At 66.8% G+C, this 20,064-nt stretch carries 14 protein-coding genes and 1 pseudogene; 9 read left to right on the top strand and 6 right to left on the bottom strand.

Annotated features, from left to right (window positions below; genetic code table 11):
* Positions 1–46 precede the first annotated feature (46 nt).
* A complete protein-coding gene (locus M5E06_RS30940) occupies positions 47–1,072 on the top strand; it encodes a phytanoyl-CoA dioxygenase family protein (protein WP_252141529.1) in 1,026 nt (341 codons plus the stop codon).
* A 76-nt stretch (positions 1,073–1,148) separates the two neighbouring features.
* Here the strand turns inward: M5E06_RS30940 and tnpA are convergent.
* A pseudogene (tnpA, locus tag M5E06_RS30935) lies at positions 1,149–1,492 on the bottom strand (IS200/IS605 family transposase); the annotation flags it as partial.
* Here tnpA and M5E06_RS30930 point away from each other — a divergent pair.
* Positions 1,395–2,138, top strand: a complete 744-nt coding sequence (locus tag M5E06_RS30930) for an RNA-guided endonuclease InsQ/TnpB family protein (protein ID WP_502802021.1) — start codon at positions 1,395–1,397, stop codon at positions 2,136–2,138. The pseudogene tnpA and the gene M5E06_RS30930 overlap by 98 nt on opposite strands.
* Here the strand turns inward: M5E06_RS30930 and istB are convergent.
* The 4 genes from istB to M5E06_RS30910 all read right to left on the bottom strand — a co-directional run bounded on the left by istB (position 2,033) and on the right by M5E06_RS30910 (position 6,638).
* Positions 2,033–2,866 (bottom strand): IS21-like element helper ATPase IstB, encoded by an 834-nt coding sequence (istB, locus tag M5E06_RS30925; protein ID WP_252138191.1) that lies wholly within the window; start codon positions 2,864–2,866, stop codon positions 2,033–2,035. The two genes, M5E06_RS30930 and istB, sit on opposite strands and share 106 nt — an antisense overlap.
* The gene (gene istA / locus M5E06_RS30920; protein ID WP_502802020.1) at positions 2,863–4,374 is read right to left on the bottom strand and encodes an IS21 family transposase; all 1,512 of its coding nucleotides are present in this window, start codon (positions 4,372–4,374) and stop codon (positions 2,863–2,865) included. Before istA ends, istB begins: the two co-directional genes overlap by 4 nt.
* A gap of 379 nt (positions 4,375–4,753) precedes the next feature.
* Entirely contained in the window at positions 4,754–5,533 is a 780-nt protein-coding gene (locus M5E06_RS30915; protein ID WP_252141527.1) for a YdcF family protein, read from the bottom strand.
* Positions 5,514–6,638 (bottom strand): glycosyltransferase, encoded by a 1,125-nt coding sequence (locus M5E06_RS30910; protein ID WP_252141526.1) that lies wholly within the window; start codon positions 6,636–6,638, stop codon positions 5,514–5,516. The genes M5E06_RS30915 and M5E06_RS30910 overlap by 20 nt, the downstream gene beginning before the upstream one ends.
* A 334-nt stretch (positions 6,639–6,972) precedes the next feature.
* Here M5E06_RS30910 and M5E06_RS30905 point away from each other — a divergent pair, with 334 nt between their 5' ends.
* The 7 genes from M5E06_RS30905 to M5E06_RS35945 all read left to right on the top strand — a co-directional run bounded on the left by M5E06_RS30905 (position 6,973) and on the right by M5E06_RS35945 (position 17,870).
* On the top strand, positions 6,973–8,274 hold the full coding sequence (locus M5E06_RS30905; RefSeq protein ID WP_252141525.1) for a glycosyltransferase family 4 protein: 1,302 nt from the start codon (positions 6,973–6,975) through the stop codon (positions 8,272–8,274).
* Between the two features lie 10 nt (positions 8,275–8,284).
* Positions 8,285–10,504 (top strand): XrtA/PEP-CTERM system histidine kinase PrsK, encoded by a 2,220-nt coding sequence (gene prsK / locus M5E06_RS30900; RefSeq protein ID WP_252141524.1) that lies wholly within the window; start codon positions 8,285–8,287, stop codon positions 10,502–10,504.
* A complete protein-coding gene (prsR, locus tag M5E06_RS30895; protein WP_252141523.1) occupies positions 10,446–11,867 on the top strand; it encodes a PEP-CTERM-box response regulator transcription factor in 1,422 nt (473 codons plus the stop codon). The genes prsK and prsR overlap by 59 nt, the downstream gene beginning before the upstream one ends.
* The gene (gene prsT / locus M5E06_RS30890; protein ID WP_252141522.1) at positions 11,864–14,668 is read left to right on the top strand and encodes an XrtA/PEP-CTERM system TPR-repeat protein PrsT; all 2,805 of its coding nucleotides are present in this window, start codon (positions 11,864–11,866) and stop codon (positions 14,666–14,668) included. Before prsR ends, prsT begins: the two co-directional genes overlap by 4 nt.
* Before the next feature lie 92 nt (positions 14,669–14,760).
* Positions 14,761–15,924 (top strand): GNAT family N-acetyltransferase, encoded by a 1,164-nt coding sequence (locus M5E06_RS30885; protein ID WP_252141521.1) that lies wholly within the window; start codon positions 14,761–14,763, stop codon positions 15,922–15,924.
* A 119-nt stretch (positions 15,925–16,043) separates the two neighbouring features.
* Positions 16,044–16,220 (top strand): hypothetical protein, encoded by a 177-nt coding sequence (locus M5E06_RS30880; protein WP_252141520.1) that lies wholly within the window; start codon positions 16,044–16,046, stop codon positions 16,218–16,220.
* A gap of 117 nt (positions 16,221–16,337) precedes the next feature.
* Positions 16,338–17,870 (top strand): carbohydrate-binding domain-containing protein, encoded by a 1,533-nt coding sequence (locus tag M5E06_RS35945; RefSeq protein WP_353654378.1) that lies wholly within the window; start codon positions 16,338–16,340, stop codon positions 17,868–17,870.
* 566 nt (positions 17,871–18,436) lie between these two features.
* On the opposite strand, the gene M5E06_RS30870 is transcribed toward M5E06_RS35945, so the two are convergent.
* The gene (locus M5E06_RS30870) at positions 18,437–20,062 is read right to left on the bottom strand and encodes a chloride channel protein (protein ID WP_252141519.1); all 1,626 of its coding nucleotides are present in this window, start codon (positions 20,060–20,062) and stop codon (positions 18,437–18,439) included.
* Between the last annotated feature and the right edge of the window lie 2 nt (positions 20,063–20,064).

The raw sequence follows: 20,064 nt of genomic DNA, 5'->3' as shown, positions 1-20,064 counted from the left end.
CTTTTGCGGGTATTGTAAGTATTTAGCATAACCGAAGACCAGTTTGGTGACGAATGCGGCGTTGCTGGCGTCCTTCAAGGGGGCTGGGGCGGCCAGCAGGAGTGTGGGCGCTTATACACGTTTTAATCAATCGCTGGACTGCATCATGATCGAGTATGCCAAACTCACCCCAGGGGTGGGGTTTTCACCAGTCAACAGCCTGCTGTATTACTTGCAAAGAATTGTCCAGCATCGGCCGATGCGCGGCATCGTGGCAAAGGCCATCGCGCGGTCCATTGCCATCTTGCATCCTATGGACATCCAAGACGTCGCAGACCACCCACACCAGACCTCTGTCATATCCGATCTTGAGCGTGACGGGTATGCGATCCTGACTCCCCTTGTGCAGGATGATGCCCTTCGGGAAATTTTGAGTTTTTTGGAGACGAAAGAGGTCGTCGGACCCGATGCGCAGCGCTGCTTGGTTTCAGATCTTCCGATTGGGACTCGCACTGCTCCATACCCTTTGGAAACCGTTCTCCATTGCCCTCACATCCTGGCTTTGGCCAACCATCCGATGGTGTTGCGCGTTGCGGCCGAGTATTTGGGCTGCAAACCAACATTGTCCAGCATCGGCATACGCTGGTCATATCCGACACCCCACCCTGCAACAGACGTTCAACGCTTTCATCGTGACCTCGATGACTGGCGGACGGTCAAACTGTTCATTTATCTCACGGACGTTGATCAGGAGTCGGGGCCGCACACCTATGTTGCCGGCTCCCACCGCGTGCCAAGCCCCGTTTTCGCCCGCTCCTATAGCCAAGCAGAGCTTATCGACCAGTATGGCACAAGCAGCTTGCGGAGCATTCTGGGCCCGCGCGGCACAAGCTTTCTTGCCGATGTGTACGGCATTCATTGCGGCATGGTTCCGGTCAACCGGCCACGCCTCATCCTGCAAATCCAATATTCTCTTCTGCCAATTTATGCGTTTCGCTATGTGCCGATGACAGTGCCGCAAACCAATCACACAGACATGTACATCAATCGCCTGATGATCGACCCGAAGGGCCGGGATCGGCACGGCGTGTGACCCGGAGTTCACCGCCGCAAGCTCCGGCGTTCAGGCCGGAGATCGGCGCAGATGCGCGTCCGCGTCGACATCAGGTTCAGCCGGGGGTGCGCTGTTGCTCGATGGACTGGTGGATGATGCTGATCGGGCTCCGCCGCAAGACGAAGCGAAGTCGCTGGGCGACCACAGGACGCCCTTCCAGTAGCGGTGAACCAAGGCCGGATGGTTCTGGCGCAGGCGGCGGCTGGACACGCCTTTGAGGCTGTTCACCAGCGTCGAGACCGCCACTTTTGGCGGGTAGGTCACGAGGAGGTGCACATGGTCGTCCTCACCATCCATCTCGATGAGTTCAGCGCCGAAGTCGGCGCACACCGACGCGAAAATGGTGCGGGCATCGTCGAGCACGGCTTTGGTGAACACGCGGCGGCGGTACTTGGTTACCGCCGCGCTCAGCGACGGCACCGGCATCGCTCCGGCCAACCACGGCCAAAAGGCGCTGCGGGCGCTGCGCAAGGCTCAGCGGGCCTTGGCGCGGAAGACGCACGGATCGGCCAACCGCCGCAAGGCGGTGCGCCGGATCGCGCGCATTCAGATGCGGGTGGCGAACGCCCGCAAGGACTTTCTCCACAAGCACAGCACGATCATCGCCAAGACTCACGGTGTGGTCGGTGTGGAGGGGTTGCCGGTGCGGAGCCTGTCTGCGTCGGCGACGGGCACGGTCGCGGAGCCGGGCCGCCGGGTCCGGCAGAAGGCGGGACTGAACCGGGCCATTCTCGATCAGGGATGGGGCTTGTTCCGCACCCTGCTGGCCGACAAGGTGGCGGATCGCGGCGGAAAGCTGGTGGAGGTGCCCGCCGCCCACACCAGCCAGACCTGCGCCTGTTGCGTATGGCGCGACAATCAGGATGGAGAGCGCGACAATCAGGATGAGACGGTCTGGGGTCGCGGCAGGAGCATGATTGACGCTGCAGTAGGCGGGTTTCAAGGGTCCTGTCGCGGAGCGTCAATCAGGTTGGAGTTGATTGTCGCGCGCGAGGGCGGGCGTCCAGGTCCCCGTTTTCTCTCCAGTGCTGCTCGTCGCCGGTAGCTTTCGACGTTCATCTCGAAGATGGTGGCGTGATGAACCAGCCGGTCGATGGCAGCCAGCGTCATGGCTTGGCTGGGAAAGATCTTGCCCCAGTCGCCGAAGGGCTGGTTTGCCGTGATCAACAAGGAGCGCCGCTCGTACCGGGAGCCAATCAGCTCAAAGATGACGCTGGTCTCCGCTTGATCCTTGGCGACGTAGGCGAAGTCATCGAGGATCAGCAGGTGGTATTTGTCCAGCTTGGCGATCGCCGACTCCAAGCTTAGGTCACGTCGGGCGATCTGCAGCTTCTGCACCAGATCGGTGGTCCGGGCGAACAGCACGCGCCAGCCATTTTCCACCAGGGCGTAGCCGATGGCGGCGGCTAGATGCGACTTGCCCCCGCCGGGTGGCCCGAACAGGATCAAATTGGCGCCTTTTTCCAACCAGCTGTCGCCGGCAACCAAGGCCATCACCTGGGCCTTGCTAACCATGGGCACCGCGTCGAACTCGAAGCTCTCCAGGGTCTTGCCAGGTGGCAGGCGGGCTTCGTCGAGGTGACGCTCAACACGCCTGCGAGCGCGTTCAGCGATCTCATGTTCGGTTAGGGCGGCCAGGAAGCGGGCAGCAGGCCAGCCCTCCTTGTCGGCTCGCGCGGCAAAGTCGGGCCAGATCAGCTTGATAGCCGGCAGGCGCAGATCGCCGAGCGCCAGCGACAGGCGGGCGGCGTCGATAGGATCAGCCGCAGTCATGCTGGTTCTCCCGGGCGAACGGTGCCCAGCTCGTCATAGACGCTGAGCGGCACGAGATCGACGGTGACGGTGGTGAGGGCGGCGGTGGGAGCCTGGAAGCGCTCGCGCAAATCCTGCAAGTCGGGCAACCGGCCGGCCGCCAATTCGATCTCCAAGAGTTGGGCCAAAGCGGCTTCGCAGCCCCGTTCGTGGGCCAGCGACAGCAACTCCACCGTGGTGGCGCAAGCCCGCCGCTCGTCGCCGGCAGCCAGCAAGGCCTCGAAGGCCCGGGCGTAGGCTTGGCGAGGGAACAGCTGGTCACGGTAGACAAGATTGAGCAGCGCCATCGGCTTGCGCCGCAGGGCGTGGATGACGTGGCGGTAATCCACGACATGGCCATGCTTGCCGTTCCCGCGCGAGCGTCCACGCGGCAGGCTCAGCACGTGCGTTCCACCCAAGAAGCAGTCGAGCCGATCATCGAACAGATGAACCCGCAGGCGATGCCCGATCAGGCGCGAGGGCACGGTGTAGAACACTTTGCGCAGGGTGAAGCCGCCGCTGGAGGTGACACAGACGATGGTTCGTTCGAAGTCGCGGGTTCGATCGGGGGGCAAGGGTTTGAGGGCATCCCGCTCCACCGCGACCTCCTTTATCCGGCGAGCATTCTGCTGGCCCACGACCTCGTCGATGAAGCGGCGGTAGGCCGCCAAGTCGGTGAAGTCGCGGCTGCCGCGTAACAGCAGCGCATCCTCCACCGCGCGCTTGAGGTGGCCATGGGGGCTTTCGATGCTGCCGTTCTCGTGGGCGACACCGCGGTTATTCCGGCTGGCGCTCATGCCGTAGTGGGCGCAGAGCTCTTCATAGCGGCGAGTGGCATCCTTGGCGGCCTCGCGATCCAGGTTACGGAATGCAGCCGACAGGCTATCGCTGCGATGATCAGCCGGCACGCCGCCGAGCGACCAGAGAGCGTTCTGCAGCCCCTCGGCCAGAGCGACAAAGCTTTCCCCGCCCAGCACGACGTGGGCGTGCTCCCAGCCGGAGTAGGCGAGGCGGAAATGGTAAAGGCGGTGATCGAGCGGCTGCTGGGCGATGGTAACTGCCAGAGTCGCCATGTCAGTGAAATCCGATAGGCCCATCCGGCCGGGTTCGTGATCCTGGCGGAAGATGACGTCCTGATCTGGGCCATTCACCGCTCGCCAAGCACGGATGCGGCGCTCCAGCGTACGGCGAACGCTTTCGCTCAGGTCCGGATGCCGCCGACGGATTTCGGCGAACACGGCGATCGCCCGTAGCCCCGGTGCTGCTTTGAGCATCGGCACCACCTCGCTGTCCCAGAAGCCAGCCAACGGATCGGGTCGGCGGCGCCCCCGTGGTGTCTTCTTGGTCGATGGCGGGCTGGGATCCTGGTCTATGCGATAGGCGGTCGCCGGGCTGAACCCGGCTTTTGCTGCCGCAATCGCGGGGGTGTTGGAGGACCGGTATTTCATGTAGAGCCTCATTTGCTGGTCGGTGATGTGTCGGCCCGGCAAGGTCGGGGTTCCTCATTGGCGTGAAGACCCTCGATCCTGGCTGCGTTCACCGCTTCCGCCAGCAGCGCCTTTCCCAAACAGAAAGGCGCCGATGCCGCCGTCGTGCCTCCGGCCGGGCTACGCCCGACCTCCGACACGACGGCGGCATTCCATTCTCATCCTGATTGTCGCCATTCTCACCGTGATTGTCGGGCCATACACCTCACCGGAACCTCTGCCCTTCCAGGGCGGAGAGGATGTCAGGGCTTGCGCTTGCCGTCCCTGCAGGCTGGTGGCGACACAGGTGGCGCGCAGACCAGCGCTGGCGGGGGACCCGCACCCTGGGGCCAACTGCGGGGGGACCGCCACCAGGAGGGGCTCACAGCCGGCTCGCGCCCGCTCAGAGCGGATGCCCGTCGCGCAGCGCGTACCAGAACCGGCCGATCCATTCATGGAGCGCGTAGGCCGACCGGGTGAGCGCACGCGGGCTGGGCAGCAGGGCATCGGCCTCCAGCCCGCCGCCATGCACAAAGGCGGTCGGCGCCGGCACCACCTCCAGACCAGCGGCTCGGAACGCTGCCTTGGCGCGCGGCATATGCCAGGCGTGCGTCACCAAGAACACCCGTCGCCACCCGGCCGCCCGGGCAATCGCAGCGCTTTCCCGCGCGTTCTCGGCCGTGGTGCGCGAGCGCTCCTCGACACGCACGTCGGACAGGTGGAAGTCGCGTTCCAAGGTCGTGCGGCCGATTGCGGCCAGCGAGGGAACCGCGCCGCCGTCTCCCAGCCCGCCTGACACCAGAAGCGGCAGACCGGTCCGGCCGGCCAGGAAAGCACCATAGTGCAGCCGCTCCAGATAGAGCGCGTCCGGCATGCCGCCCGCCGCCGGTTGCAGCCCATATTCCCGTGCACTCCAGCTGCGTCCCGCCGACAGGACAAGGATGGCGTCGGCGTGAAACCGCGCCAACTCCGCGGGGGTGAGGGCGGGGTCCTCCTGCAGCGTGTTGATGAAGCGATAGGACAGGGCAGGGGTGGAGAGCGCCACCATCGTCGCCACCCCCGCCCCGCCCACCCAGCGCAAGACACGCCAAATCCGTGGGCGGGCGAGGCGACGATGCAGCGGCGTCGCCCAGCCAGGCGGGGTGGCGGTCAGGGCCGTCGGTTCAGGCCGGGAATCGGTCATGTGCCCCGCCCCGGCCCGCGGCTCCGGCCAGGCCGCCGGAGAACAAGGCGTCATAGCTGGCAACCATGCGGTCTTCGCCATACAGCGCTTGCACCCGCGCGCGGTTGGCCTGCCCGAGCGCGCGGCGACGCTCCGGCGCTGCCAGGATCTCCTCCAAGGCGGCGGCCAGACACCGCTCGTCCTTGGGCACAATCAGTGGGCAGTTGGCCGGAGCCACCATTTCCCGCACATCGCCGACATCGGTGGACAGCACCGGCAATCCGAGGGCCATACCCTCCAGCACGCTCAGCGGCATCTGCTCGGTGTCGGAGGACAGCGCCAGCAGGTCACAGCCAGCCAGCAGCCGCAGCGGGTCGCGAACATGCCCGGTGAAGACGACACGCTCGGCCACCCCCAGCGCCCCCGCCAAAGCCTCCAGCCGCGGCCGCTCCGGACCATCGCCGATCAGGTGCAGCCATGGCCGCCGCTCCGGCGCCAGCAGTGCCAGGGCGCGCACCAGCCGGGCGACATTTTTCTCCGGACGCAAGGCGCCAACGCAGCCGATGCTCAGCTCGGCCGGGGGGCGGTCGCGCAGGCCGACGGGGGTGAGCGCGTCGGCATCGATGCCATTGGGGATGTGCAGCACCTGAGTGGCCGACAGGCGCCACACAGTGAGGGCGATGTCGCGCAGGACGCGCGACGGCACCACCACCCGTGCGCCACCGAGCGCCAGCCGGCGCATCCAAACGCGACGGCGCAGCTGACGTCCATCGGCCTCCTCCGGGCCAAAGCCGTCCTCGAAATGGATGGCGGGACACAAGGGTGCCAAGCGGTTGGCCAGCGGCCATTCGACCGCTCCCCAATTGTAACTGAGCAGCCGATCCGGACGCAGCTCCCGCAACACGCGGCGGGCGATCCTCAGATTGGCGGCCACACCAGCCTTGCCGGGGCGCATCTCCTGCTCCAAGAAGGCGACATCGAGCTCGGGCGACAGCAGGGCGGCGCTGTCCCGACGCTGGTCGAGCGCCAGAATGCGGTGCCGGTAGCGCGGGCCGAGCCGGTTGGCGAGCCGCACGAAGCGCACCGCGGCTCCGCCACTGCCGAAGCTGGAGAAAACATGCAGCAAGGTGAGCGGGCCATCGCCTCCTGCGTCATTCCCTGCACCATGCCTCGCGCCATGCCTCACAGTGAGGGCCACCCCCCCCGCCTTGCGCGCCCCCTCACTGCCGATTGCTGCTTCGACCATAGCCGCCTTCCCGCAGACGTCACGATGTTTGAGCTTTAGCCGAGACGATCTTGTGGAGCATGCCGTCATCAGGCTTACCCTCTCCGTGCGCGATCAGCAGCCGCAAGAAGCGGCGAGACCTCTGCAAATTGGAGGTATCTTCTACCCGTGGTAAGTGCGGATCTCACCAGCTCGCGGCAATTGGCGGGCGGAACCGGACGCCGGGGAGCAGTTCATGACAGCAGTCGCCTCAGGCCATGCAGTGGAAGATCAGCCCGTCGCCGATCGTCGCCTGCGTCTTTTGACCATCACCACGCTCTACCCCAACGCCGCCGCCCCCAGCCACGGGATTTTCGTCGAGAACCGGCTGCGCGCACTCGTCAGCAGTGGGGCGGTGGATCTGAAGGTGATTGCACCGGTCCCCTGGTTCCCCTCGGCCAACCCGGTGTTTGGCCGTTATGCCGCCCACGCCCGCGTGCCAGCAGCGGAGGATCGCCATGGCATTGCCCTCACCCACCCGCGCTATCTGACGATCCCGCACATCGGCATGAGCGTGGCCCCAGCCCTGCTTTATGCCGCCTTGCGGCGCACGGTCGAGCACGACCCGCCGGGACCAATCGACCTGATCGACGCCCATTATGTTTATCCCGACGGTGTGGCGGCGGCCTTGCTCGGGCGTCAGCTCGGCGTGCCGGTCGTCATCACCGCACGCGGCAGCGACGTCAGCCTGATCCCCCGCTACAGCTTGCCGCGCCGACAAATCCAATGGGCGACCCGCCAGGCGGCCGGCTTGATCACCGTGTGCGGCGCCTTGAAGGATGCGTTGATTGAGCTGGGCTCGGACCCCGACAAAATCCAGGTCATTCGCAATGGCGTCGATTTGCACAGCTTCCGCCCGGCCCCCGAGCCCGACGGTCGGGCCGCCATCCGCGCCCGGCTTGGTGTGCAGCGCAAGCTGTTGGTGTCGGTCGGCCTGCTGATCGAGCGCAAAGGCCATCGCTATGCCATTGAGGCGCTGCCCCGGTTGCCGGAATGGGAGCTGATCATCGCCGGCAGCGGTCCCGACCGCGCCATGCTGGAGGCGCTGGCTGCGCGGCTGGCTGTCGCCGACCGCGTCCGCTTTCTGGGCGCGGTGCCGCACGACGAACTGCCGCCCCTCTACAACGCCGCCGACGCCCTGGTCTTGGCCTCCAGCCGCGAGGGCTGGGCCAATGTTCTTCTTGAAGCCATGGCCTGCGGCACGCCGGTGGTCGCCACGGCGGTTTGGGGAACGCCGGAGGTGGTGAGCGGTGCGGAGGCCGGCGTGCTGATGCGCGAGCGCTCCGTCGACGCGGTGGTGGAGGCGCTTCAGGCACTCGAGCGCTGTCATCCCGGCCGAGCCGCCACCCGCGCGCATGCCGAACGCTTCTCCTGGGAGCAGACCACGCGCGACCAGATCGCGTTGTTTTCCCGCATTGCCCTCGCAAGACCGCTGCCAGCCGGGCAGGGCACCCAGCCGGCGGACGCCATGCCAGCCGACGCACGCTCGGCCCGATGACGGCCCCGTCATGACCATCAGCCTGATCCCCCCCACCGGCTTCACCGAGATCGTCGCCTTTCTGGCCAACGCGGTGCTGCTGGGTGCGGTGGTCGCCAGCGGTGGCGCCACCGCACCAGGCATCGCAGGAGCCGGCTGGCTGCTTGTCGCCGCCGCGGCAGGCTGCCTGGGGGCGGCGGCTTGCGCCGTGGTGCCGCTGTTTGGCGAGCCGGCCGTTCTGACCGCACGGCTTGCTGAGCCGTTGCGCCTGGCCGGTTGGACGCTGGCGCTGCTGTCTTTGCTGTGGCGGGTACGCGGACGCTGCGGACTTGTGCGCCATCACCATCCGCTGGTGCTGGGGGTTGGCGCGTTGACCGTGGTGCCTCTGGCCGTCCTCCTGGCATCCCACCTCGGCGTTGACCCGGCCAGGGCAGTTGCGGCGGTCAAGCCAGAGGTGATGGCCCGCCTCATCCTCGATGTCGTGGCGCTGATGATCGCGGACAATGTGTTCCGCCAATCCAGTGAAGCGATGCAATGGGCGTGCAAGCACCTGTTGATCGGGATCGGCGGCATCCTGTGCTATGATCTGTTTGTCTCCGCCCAGGCGCTGATGCTCCCCAGCGTGGAGCCCATGTTGTCGGCAGCCCGGCCCTTGGTCGATGGGCTGGCGGTGCCGCTGATGGTGGTGTCGCTGGCGCGTTTGAAGCACCAAGCCCCCACCCCCGACCGCCTCGGGCGCAGCGCGGCTGCCAGCCCGGCGCTGATCGTCCATTCCACCATGCTGCTGGGAAGCGGCCTTTATCTGAGCTGCGTGGCCGTGTTCGGCTATTTGCTGCGGGAGACCGGGCTGCCCTCAGGCCCGGCCTTGCAGGTGGCGCTGCTGGTCGGTGCGCTTTTGCTGATGGTGACCCTCTTGGCATCGCGGCAGGCCCGGCTGTGGGTGCGGTTGGTCATCAGCCGCAACTATTTGCCGCTGATGCATGATTACCGCCGCGAATGGCTGCGCTTCATCGCCACCATGAGCGCCTCCTCAAGCGATCGCGATGATCTGCACGACCGTGTCATCCGGGCTGTCGCCGACATTTTTGAATGCACCTCGGGGGCGCTGTTCTTGCGGGGGCCGGACGATGTGTTCACCCTACGCGACGGATGGAATTGGCCGAGCACCGCCAGCATCACCAGCTTGCCGGACGCGGTGGCCGCCCGTCTACTGGCGACCGGCAAGACCGTGGAGCTGGCCGGACAAGCGGCTGGCCCAGAGGATGAGCAGCGCCTGGCGGCGCGTGCTGAGCTTTGGCTGGTGGTGCCGCTTGCGGTCGGCAAGACGGTGCTCGGGGCTGTGCTGCTGGGGCGTCCCCGTGTGCCGCGGCGGCTGACCTGGGAGGACGAGGAGCTGCTGGTGGTGCTGAGCGTCCAGCTCGGCAGCTACATCGCCGAACAGCAAGCGACCCAAGCGCTGGTCGAGGCGCGGCGGTTTGAACGGGTGAGCAAGGGCGTCACCTTCATCGCCCATGATTTGAAGAATCTGGTCAGCCAGCTGCACCTGATCATCCGGCAGGCCGACCTGCACGCCGATGATCCGGACTTCCGCCGTGACCTGATCGCCACCGTGCAGCACAGTGTGGAGAAAATGCGGCTGATGCTGCAGCGCTTGAACGATCACCGCGCCGAGGAGCAGCGCGGTGAGGGACAGCAGGTCGAGCCGGTGGATTTGGCCGCCCTGGTGCGCGGTACGATCGACCTCAAGCAACGGCTGTTTCCCACCGTCACCATCACCGGCCTGGAGGCCGGGCTGCGCGTGGCGGTGGAGCCCCTGGCATTTTCGGCGGTGCTGGAAAACCTCTTGCAGAACGCCTTCGAGGCGGCAGGGCCGGCGGTGCCCGTGCGCATCTCCTGTTTGCGTGACGGCGACCGCGCTCGTCTTGAGATCCGCGACGCTGGACCCGGCATGGCCGAGGCCTTCGTGCGCACCCGTCTTGCCACCCCCTTTCACCCGGGCAAGCCCGGTGGTTACGGCCTCGGGCTGTATCAAAGCCGCGATCTGGTGGAACAGGCCGGCGGCCGTTTCACCGTCGACAGCCGGCCCGGCGCCGGCACGACCATTCAGATCGACCTGCCTTTGGCGCCCCAGCCTTGCGCTCTCCTGTCAGCCTCTCTCCCGTCCCTTGCCTCAACCAGCCGTGAAGCGAGCAATGGCCAACATCTGCGACCCGACCCCCGTCGAACCGGGAGTGCTGCTGATCGTCGATGACGATCCCGGCCTCGTCACCAGCTTGCGGTGGCTGTTCAAACCATACCGGGTGGTGAGCGCGGGCTGCCGCGCCGAAGCCGTGACGATGCTCGAGCGGCACAAGCCGGCCGTGGTGACCCTCGACCTTGGCCTGCCGCCCGACCTGGACGGCGCTGCGGAGGGCTTGCGCACGCTGGAGGAAATCCTGGCTTGCGCACCCGACACCAAGGTGATTGTGGTGTCTGGCAATGGCGACCGCGCCAATGCCATTGCCGCTGTTGGTGCCGGCGCCTATGATTTCTACCACAAGCCCATCGATGGCGAAGAGCTGGCGCTGATCGTCCAGCGCGCCTTCCATGTCCACCGGCTGGAGGCGGAGAACCGGGCGCTGCGCGCCACCAACCGCTCCGGCCTCGCGGGCATCGTGACGGCCAGCCCGGCGATGCTCCAGGTCTGCCGCACGGTTGAGAAGGTGGCCCCCACCGACGTCAATCTGCTGCTGCTGGGGGAAAGCGGCACCGGCAAGGAGCTGTTCGCCCGCGCCGCCCACACGCTGAGCCGGCGCGCTTGCAAACCTTTCATCGCGCTGAACTGCGCGGCCATCCCCGAGACCCTGCTGGAATCAGAGCTGTTCGGCCACGAAAAAGGCGCCTTCACCGGTGCGGTGCGTCAGGTCAAGGGCAAGGTGGAGCTGGCCAGTGGTGGCACCTTGTTCCTGGATGAAATCGGCGACATGCCCGCCCCCATCCAGGCGAAGCTGCTGCGCTTTTTGCAGGACCGACGGATCGAGCGCTTGGGCGGGCGCGACAGCATCGCGGTGGACGTGCGCGTCATCTCCGCCACCAACCGCGACCTGGCGGCGGCCATCAAGCAGGGGCAGTTCCGCGAAGACCTCTATTTCCGTCTGTTTGGCATGGCGGTGCAAATTCCGCCCTTGCGTGAGCGTGACGACGATCCGGTCGTGCTGGCCAATCTCTTCACCGACCGCTTCTGCCGCGCCCAGGGCCGGGCACGCCTGCGCTTTGCGCCTGACGCCGTTGCCGCGCTGCGCCGCCACCCCTGGCCCGGCAATGTGCGTGAGCTGGAAAACCGGGTCCAGCGTGCCGTCGTGCTGGCCGAGGGCGCTTGCATCACCGCTGAGGATCTCGGGCTTGCCAGCGCAGCGCCGGTCGAGGCCGGAGCGCGCACGCTGCGCGCGGCGCGCGATGCGGCGGAACGCGCGGCGCTGCAGGATGCCTTGTTGATGGCGCGCGGCACCCTGTCGGAGGCGGCCCGGATCCTCGGGGTCAGCCGGCCGACCATCTACAGCCTGTTGAAGGAGCACGGCGTTGAGCCGGGCAGCCTGGAGGCTCCAGCCCCGATTGACCAGAAAGTCACCGCATGACCCACAATCCACGCCCCCTTCTTGGCCGGCGCGCCGGCTTTGGTGCTGCCATCATCGCCCCTCTGGTCGTTCTGGCCGCCACCGCTTTGCCGGCGCTTGCCCATGCCGCCCGCGATGCGGCGGCTGAAACATTCTTTGTCGACGCCGGGCGTCAGGTGTCGAGCGGTGACATCAACGCCGCGATCATCCAACTGCGCAACGCGCTGCAGCGTGACCCTGACTTTGCCGAGGCGCGCGAGATGCTGGGGGAGCTGAGCCTGCGTCAGGGCGATCTGGCAACAGCCGAAAAGGAGCTGCGTCGCGCCTTGGCGCTGCGCCCCACCGAGCGCACAAACCTCCTGCTTGGCCGCGTGCTGGTGCGCCTCGGCAAGCTGGAGGAGGCCTTGCAGGGTGTTGGCGGTGAGGCTGCCGACCCGGGCTTGCGCACGCAAAGGCTCACCGTCCGCGCTCAGGCCCTGCTCGGGTTGAACCGCATCGACGAGGCCGAGCCGCTGCTGAGCGAGGCGCTCGCCCTGGCTCCCGACGGGGCAACCTATCTGGAGGCAGCGCGGGTCGATCTGCTGCGCAACCGCCGCGAGGAGGCCCGGCGGATGCTGGAGGAGGCGCTCCGCCGCGACGCCGGCCTGGCCGATGCCTGGCTGCTGAAGGGCGACCTGCTGGTGCGTGCCGGCGACCTGTCCGCTGGGCTTGATGCGCTGGCGCAGGGCCGCCAAGCCGTTCCCAAGGACGTCCGCCTGCCGCTGGCGCGCGCGATGGTGCTGATCCAGGCTGGACGGGGGGGCGAGGCTGAGGACGATGTGCGCCACGCCGTCGCCCTGGCGCCCGCCCATCCCATGACCATCCTGGTTCAGGCCGCCCAGGCCCTGGCCACCGGCAAGGCCGAGGAGGCCGACCGCCTCTACACCCAAATCGAAGGGCAGATGGCCAACAGCCCCCAGGCCGACATGATCGGCGGGCTGATCAAGGCCCAGCGCGGCCAGCCGGTGCAGGCGGAAATGCTGCTGTCGCGCGCGATCGCTGCCGTCCCCGATCGCCAGGACATCCAGCGGCTGGTCGCCGAACTGCGGCTGACGATCGGCAACCATCACGGTGCGATCGATCTGCTGTCGAGCTTGTTGGACAAGGAACCGGACGACGCCGTGCTGCGCCGGCAATTGGCCAGTGCCTATCTGCGGGCCGGCGATTACGCCAATGCATCCGCCGCCTTCCGCCGTCTGGCGCAGCGGCCGGGCCCGCTCGGCGCCGAAGCCGCCCGCGCGCTGGCGGTGTTGGACGCCCGCTCTGCCGGCGAGGCGCCGCTGGCCTCCGGCCCCAGCCCGCTCGATGGGTTGCTGATCGCCGATCTCTTGTCCTCGCACCAGTATGACCAAGCGCTGGACAAGGCCCGCGCCTTGACCGAGGCCGCCCCTGCCAGTGCCGAGGCGTTCAACCTGCTGGGCTCTGTGCAGATGGGGCAGGGGGATGAGGCGGCGGCGGTGGTGAGCTTCACGCGTGCCCTTGAGCTTGCGACCGATTTTCCGCCAGCCGCCGCCGGCTTGGTGCGCGCCTATGGCCGGATGGGCAAGGCTGGCGAGGCGGAAGCCTTTCTGGTGACGCGGTTGGCTGCCGATCCAGACCTCAAAGGCACCAACGCCGAGGCGCTGGTCCGGCTGTACACCCAGCTGATGATCGAGCAAAACCGACGGGCCGACGCCATCGCTTTGCTGGAACGCGCGGTCGCGGCACCGGGCAGCCCCGCCCTGGCGCGCGCTTTGCCGATCCAGCTTGCCGGGCAGTATCTCGCTGGCAAACGTCCCGCCGACGCGATCGCCGTGCTGGAGACGCTGCAAGCGCGCCATCCGCGTGATGCCGGCGTGCTGGAGGCGGTGGTGCGGGGCTTTGCCGACGCCGGCCGCCCCGAGCAGGCGCTCGCCGCCGCCAAGGCGTGGAGTGCCCTCACCCCCACCGACAGCCGCCCGCGCCTGGCCCTCGGCCGGTTGGCGGCCGGCATGATGCGTCTTGCGGAGGCTCGGACCGCGTTCGGCGAGGTTCTGCGCCAGGATGCGGCCAACCTCCCGGCCGCACGCGGGCTCATTGCCCTGGAGCTCAAAGCCGGCCAGCCGGTGGAGGCCCTGGCGGTCGCGCAGCGGATGGCGGCCGCCGCTCCGGTCGCCGCGGTGCTCTTGGAGGCGGAGGTGCTGGGCGCCACCGGCAAACGCCCGCAAGCCGTGGCGGTCCTGACCCAGGCCCTGGCGCGCACCCCCGATCCGGCGCTTGAACTGGCCCGCTTTGCTCTGCGCCGCGGCCTCGGCGAGCTGGAGCAGGGCAAGGCGGAGCTGGCCGGCTGGCTGGCCGGACATCCGGGCGACAGTGCGGTGCGCGCCGCCTTGGCCGAGCAGGCGCTGGCCGAGGGCGATTTCCGCACCGCCGCGGTGCAGTATGAGCGACTGGCCCGCCAAGCGCCGGATCAGGCAGCCATCCTCAACAATCTGGCCTGGGCGAAATTCAAGCTGAACGATCCGGCCGCTCTCGGCATTGCCCGTCAAGCCCTGGCGCTTGCGCCCAGCGTGGTGGACGTGATCGACACCGCCGGCTGGATCATCACGACGTCCGGCCGGCTGGAGGAGGGGGTGGGTTTGCTGCGCCGCGCTGCGCTGGCCGCCCCCAACCGTCCGGAAATCCAGTATCACTTTGCCGCCGCTTTGGCGCTGTCCGGCAAGACGGACGAGGCGCGCACGCTGTTGCAGGCCGTGGTGAGCTCGCCGGCCCCCTTTGCCGAACGGGACGAGGCCCATGTGCTGCTGACCAGGATCGGCAACTGATGATGCGTCTGCCGCCGCTCCGGCAGGGGGGCCGCCATCCCCCCCCACCGATCCCGCCCGAAGAGGGCCCCGCAACCCCGGAGCAGGTTGAGGTGACGCTGACCCCTCTGCGGGACGTTGGCGCGCTGGAGCGGGAGTGGCGCGCGCTGGAAGCCCGAGCCGACGGCTCGGTGTTTTTGTCCTGGCTGTGGATTGGCGCTTGGCTGGACGGGCTCCCGGCCGGCACCAGACCGCTGGTCCTGCGCGGTACGGCGCGAGAGGCGATCTCAGGGGTCCTGCCTGGGAGCGTGGTCGCCCTTGGCCTGGTCTTACCGGGGGGAAGAGGCCGGCTGGCGGAGCGACGCTTGTTCCTGCATGAGACCGGCGACCCTGGGTATGATGCCTTGACCATTGAGTATAATGGCCTGCTCATCGACCGGCGGTGGCATGCGGCGGCGATGACCGCCTGCGTGGCCGGCCTGCTGCGTCGGATCGGGGCGGCGCGGGTGGTGCGGCTGTCCGGCTTGGCCGAACCGACCGCCACGGCCCTGGCCAGGGCCGCCGCTCAGGCCGGCGGAGGGGTGCTGAGGCGCCGAACCACCACGGTCTATCAGGTCGATCTGACAGCCATCCGGCAAGGTGGGGGTGGGGGGTATCTGGCCACACTGGGCGCCGGCACGCGCGCAGCCCTGCGCCGCTCGCTGCGGCTTTATGCTGCGCTGGGGCCTCTCACTGTGCAGAACGCCAGCACGGTGGAGGAGGCTCTGGCCTTTTATGCCGCGCTCAAGAACTTGCACACCGCCCGCTGGTCGGCCCGCGGCCAAGCGGGTGCTTTTGCGTCTCCGGCGGTGGATGGCTTTCACCACCGCCTGATCGCCCGCGCGGTGCCGACCGGTATGGTGCGCCTGTGCCGCATCGCCGCCGGTGCCACCACCATCGGCTATCTGTATAACTTGGCTTGGGGCGGTCGGGTGTACAATTACCAAAGCGGCTTTTGCTGTCCTGCCGACAACCGATGGAAGCCTGGCCTGGTCAGCCATTGTCTGGCCATCGAGGACGCGCTGGCCCGCGGCGACAGCCTTTATGATTTCATGGCCGGAGACAGCGGCCACAAGCCCCGCCTGGCCCAACCGGCGGAGCCCATGGTCGATCTCCTGCTGCTGCCAAGTGCGCGCCTTGCTCATGCGGCCGAGGCGCTGCAGGCGATCAAAGCCAAGCTTTCCCGCTGGAAGCGGCCGATGTGGCCGGCGCCAGCGGTTGCGGAGCCGTCGGGGTGACGCCGTCCAGGAGAGATCGGCCGGCATTTCTGCCGATCTTGTGAACAAGCAGCCTGCTGGCGCATTCAGCCTTTTGAGGGGTGAGCCGGATGGACAGGTCAAGCAGAAGCCGAACCACCATGGGCGAGGCAGCCCATAAGACGGATGTCGCCCGCGAAGACGCCAGCCAAACGGCAAAGCCGCTGGAAAAGCCGCTGCCAAAGCCATTGCCGGTGCCGGTGTGCATCGCCGTTGTTGTGACCCTCAGCGTGGCGCTGTGGGCGTTGATCTTTTTCTGCCTTTCCAGCTTCCGCTGATGTCACAGGGTTTCGATAAAATTTTGCCAGAATTTGTCCCCCCTGCCAAAGAGATCGGATGATTAGCTTTCGAACATCCACGCGGGCAACCAAGCCCAAACAAAGCATAGGAAAACAATGAGCACTTTGACCGTCGGCTCCGGCAAAATGTACGCTCGGTTGAGCGATGCAATCTCTGCATCCAAGAGTGGTGATGTCATTCAGGTGCAGGCGGGTACCTACACCAATGACACAGCCTCCATTAACCATAAGCTGACCATCCAAGGGGTGGGCGGCTTGGCGCATCTGCAGACGACTGGCAACATTGGCAACGGCAAGGGCATCTTGGTCGCCAACGCCGACCTGACGCTGGACCACATTGAATTTTCCGGCGCCACGGTCGCCGACGCCAATGGGGCGGGGGTCCGTTACCAAGCCGGCAACCTGTCGATCCAGAACTGCTATTTCCATGACAACCAGAACGGCATTCTGGCCAACCCGTCGGCGACCGGCACCATCAACATCACCGGTTCGGAATTCGCCCACAACGGCAGTGGCACGGGCTACACGCACGGCATCTATGTTGGCGACATCGCAAAGCTAACCGTCACCAACTCCTATTTCCACGACACCTCGGTCGGCCATCACATCAAGAGCCGGGCTGAGGTCACCGACATCACCAACAACCGCATCATCGACGGCGATGGCGGCACCGCCAGCTACAGCATCGATGTGCCGAACGGCGGTGCCACCACGATCCGTGGCAACACCATCGTGCAGAGCGCCACAAGCCAGAACCCCGCCATTGTCGCCTATGGCGAGGAGGGCGGCCTGCATGCCAACAGCACGCTTGCGGTGACCGGCAACACCATCGAGAACTTTAACGCCAAGTCCACCGGCGTGATGAACGCCAGCACTGTGCAGGCGGTGGTTTCCAACAACAGCACCTACAATCTGGGCACGCTGTTGTCCGGGCCGGGTGGCGTGTCGGGCACCAGCACTTTGTCGAAGCCGGTGAGCCTGGACACCTCCAGCCCGTGGCAGTCCACGGCCCTTGACCCTGTTGACCATGGCGCCACGACCATCACGGTGAATGCGTCGGGCTCCCTGGCCGGTGGGGTGAACGCGCATTTCAAACTTCTGGTCGACGGCCAGAAGATCGGTGAGGCGACGGTCGGCACCACCGACAAGCCCTACAGCTTCACCGCCGATCTGAGCGCCGGCCAAGGGCACAAAATCCAGGTCCAGTACGACAATGACACCGTCATCAACGGTCAGGATCGCTCGCTGATCGTCAGCAAGCTGGCAATCAACGGCCACACCGTGTCGCCGACCGACAGCATCGTCAGCTACGACAGGGGCGCGCTCGATGGGCGCGATGTGGTCAAGGGACAGAGCGGGATGTGGTGGAACGGCACGCTGGTGGTCAACGCCGACAAGAGCTTCTTCCCCACCAGCGCCTCCACAGCCTCTCTCGCCTCTGACGGACAGCAGGATGTCTACCAGCATCTGGTCGGACAGCAGACGGCAGCCTCTGCTCCGGTGGCCGAGCCCGCCGCCTCGTTGGCGCAAGACCCGGTGGCCGATGTGATCGGCCACGGCGCCGCCCACACCCTCGATGTCAGCCACGCGGACGCGGCGTGGATGCACCATCTTGATGTGGCGGGCTGATCCTCGCCTGTTGCCACGCCGATGGTGGTCTTATCCACCGATCGGCTGACCGGGCTTCCGGTGCGGGGGGCCTCCCCGCACCGGACCTGTCAGGTGCATTGGGTGAGGCTGCCGAGGGCGAAAGCGTGGTCAGGGGGGCGGCGGCGATGTTGGTCTTGCGATTGCCTTGGATGGTAATCAGATTACAAATGAGCCAATCCTCCAGCAGAGACGAAATAGAGCTCAAATGAAAAAGAAGCGCACCTTCAATGGAGGTGGGCTTGGGAGTTTGCAGGCGGCGCCTGTCCATTTTCTCAACACAGGCGTCAGAGACCAAGCGAATGCCGAAAAACGATCTGGGCAGGGGGCAAGCCTTTTGTCCTGGACAGACATTCTGGTGCCGATCTGGTGCAGCGTTCAGTGGCAGCGCTCACAGTCTCCCTCCTGCCCAACTGGTCAGATGGGCAGGGGGGAACAAACCCAAGAGGGTGGTTGGGTGACGTGTATCGATGCGTCCCATCTCAGTCGTCCGAGACCCGGGGGCGGGAGTACGAGGGCGTGATGCCGAGCCAGAGGATACGGCACCGTCAGCCGAAGAGATGCCGTTCGCCCAGCTCCTCGGCGCGCTTGCGTTCGAGTTCCTGATTGTAGCGGCGCAGCGCGTAGGCCTCCGTCAAATAGCCGAGCAGCCGCTTCGTCGTCGCACTCTCCACGACCGGAAGGCACTCCTCCTCCGTCTCCATGAAGAGCTTGAGAGCGCTGCGCACGTTCTGCCCCGGCAGCAGGACGGCATCTGCCGTCCGGGCGAGATCACCGGCAGCGCGCTGCTCCATGTCCTCCTGCAGAGTCGGATCATGCACGGCGGAGAGCGTGATGATGCCGGCATAGCCTCCGCGTTCGTCAAACACGAAAACTTGCTTGGCGCTGCCGAGCGGAAACATGCGGCGCAGTTCGGCCAGGCTCATGGAGGCGGGAACGCTCTTGGCGTCGCGGCGCATCATCCGTCCCACCGTCAGATTCTCGATCCAGCCGATGTCGTGCGCGCCGTGGATGGGCAGGCCGCGCAGGTGGAAGCGCCAGGTGGCGAAGGAATGGCCGAACATCCGGCGCACGATCATCGTCGCGACTGCCACGCTGGTGAGCACGCCGAGGGTGACGGGAAAGTCGGCGGTGGCTTCCTCGACCAGCATGACCATGGTGAGCGGGGCGCCGACGATGGCGGCGGCGACCGATCCCATCCCGACCAGAATGAAGGCCGTATAGTGGATGCCCACGTCGGGCAGCAGCCAGCCGACGATCTTCACGAAGAGGCTGCCGTACAGGCTTCCCAGGAACAGCGAAGAGCTGAACAGCCCGCCGCGGAAGCCCGCACCGAGGGAGATGGACGAGGCGATGACCTTGGCGGCCAGCAGGGCCGCCAGAATGACCCCGTCATAGCCGAGGACGATGTTGTGCTGGATCGCGCCGTGGCCGCTGCCCAGCACCTGCGGGAAAAGCATGGCGATCGTGCCGACCAGCAGCCCTCCGACGGCCGGCCTGAGCCAGCCGGGAACATGCGCCGCCCGGAACAGCCGTTCCGCCTGCGTCACCGCCTTCATCGTGGCGATGCCAAGGATGGCGGCGCCGATGCCGACCAGGACGAAGAAGGGATAGTCGCTCGGCCCCACGCTGACGGGGTCATAGACGGCGAAGATGGTGTCGTGGCCGCTGGTCCAGCGGGTGATGATGCCTGCGGTGATGGCGGACAGGCTGACCGGCGCCAGGGCGGCGAGCGTGTAGCTGCCGATCACCAGTTCGAAGGCATAGAAGGCCCCGGCGAGCGGGGCGTTGAACGCGGCGGCGATGGCGGCGGCGGCGCCGCAGCCGACCAGGATCCGCAGGTCGGCGCGGCGAAGCTTGACCGCCTGCCCGGCTGTGGAGGTGACGCCCGCCCCCACCTGGGTGTAGGCCGCCTCCATGCCGACCGAGGCGCCGAAGGCGTTGGACATCAAGGTGGAGGCGGCCAGGCGGAGGCTGTCGAGCAGGGACATCGTGCCGCCGTAAAGCGCATTGGCCTCGATGGGGTCGACGATGTCCTTCGCCCGCAGGCGCCGGGCGAAGCTGCCGAAAACGCCGAGCGCCAACCCGCCGATCATCGGAACGATCAGCGGCTGCCAGGGGCCGATGGCGATGCCCGCGCTCAGATGGGCGCCGCGCGGGAGATCGAAGAGCACAG

The organism is Azospirillum sp. A1-3 (assembly GCF_023806445.1).
GTDB lineage: Bacteria > Pseudomonadota > Alphaproteobacteria > Azospirillales > Azospirillaceae > Azospirillum.
The sequence above is the reverse complement of the archived record's forward strand: the minus strand, read 5'-3'. Positions and strand labels throughout refer to the sequence as shown.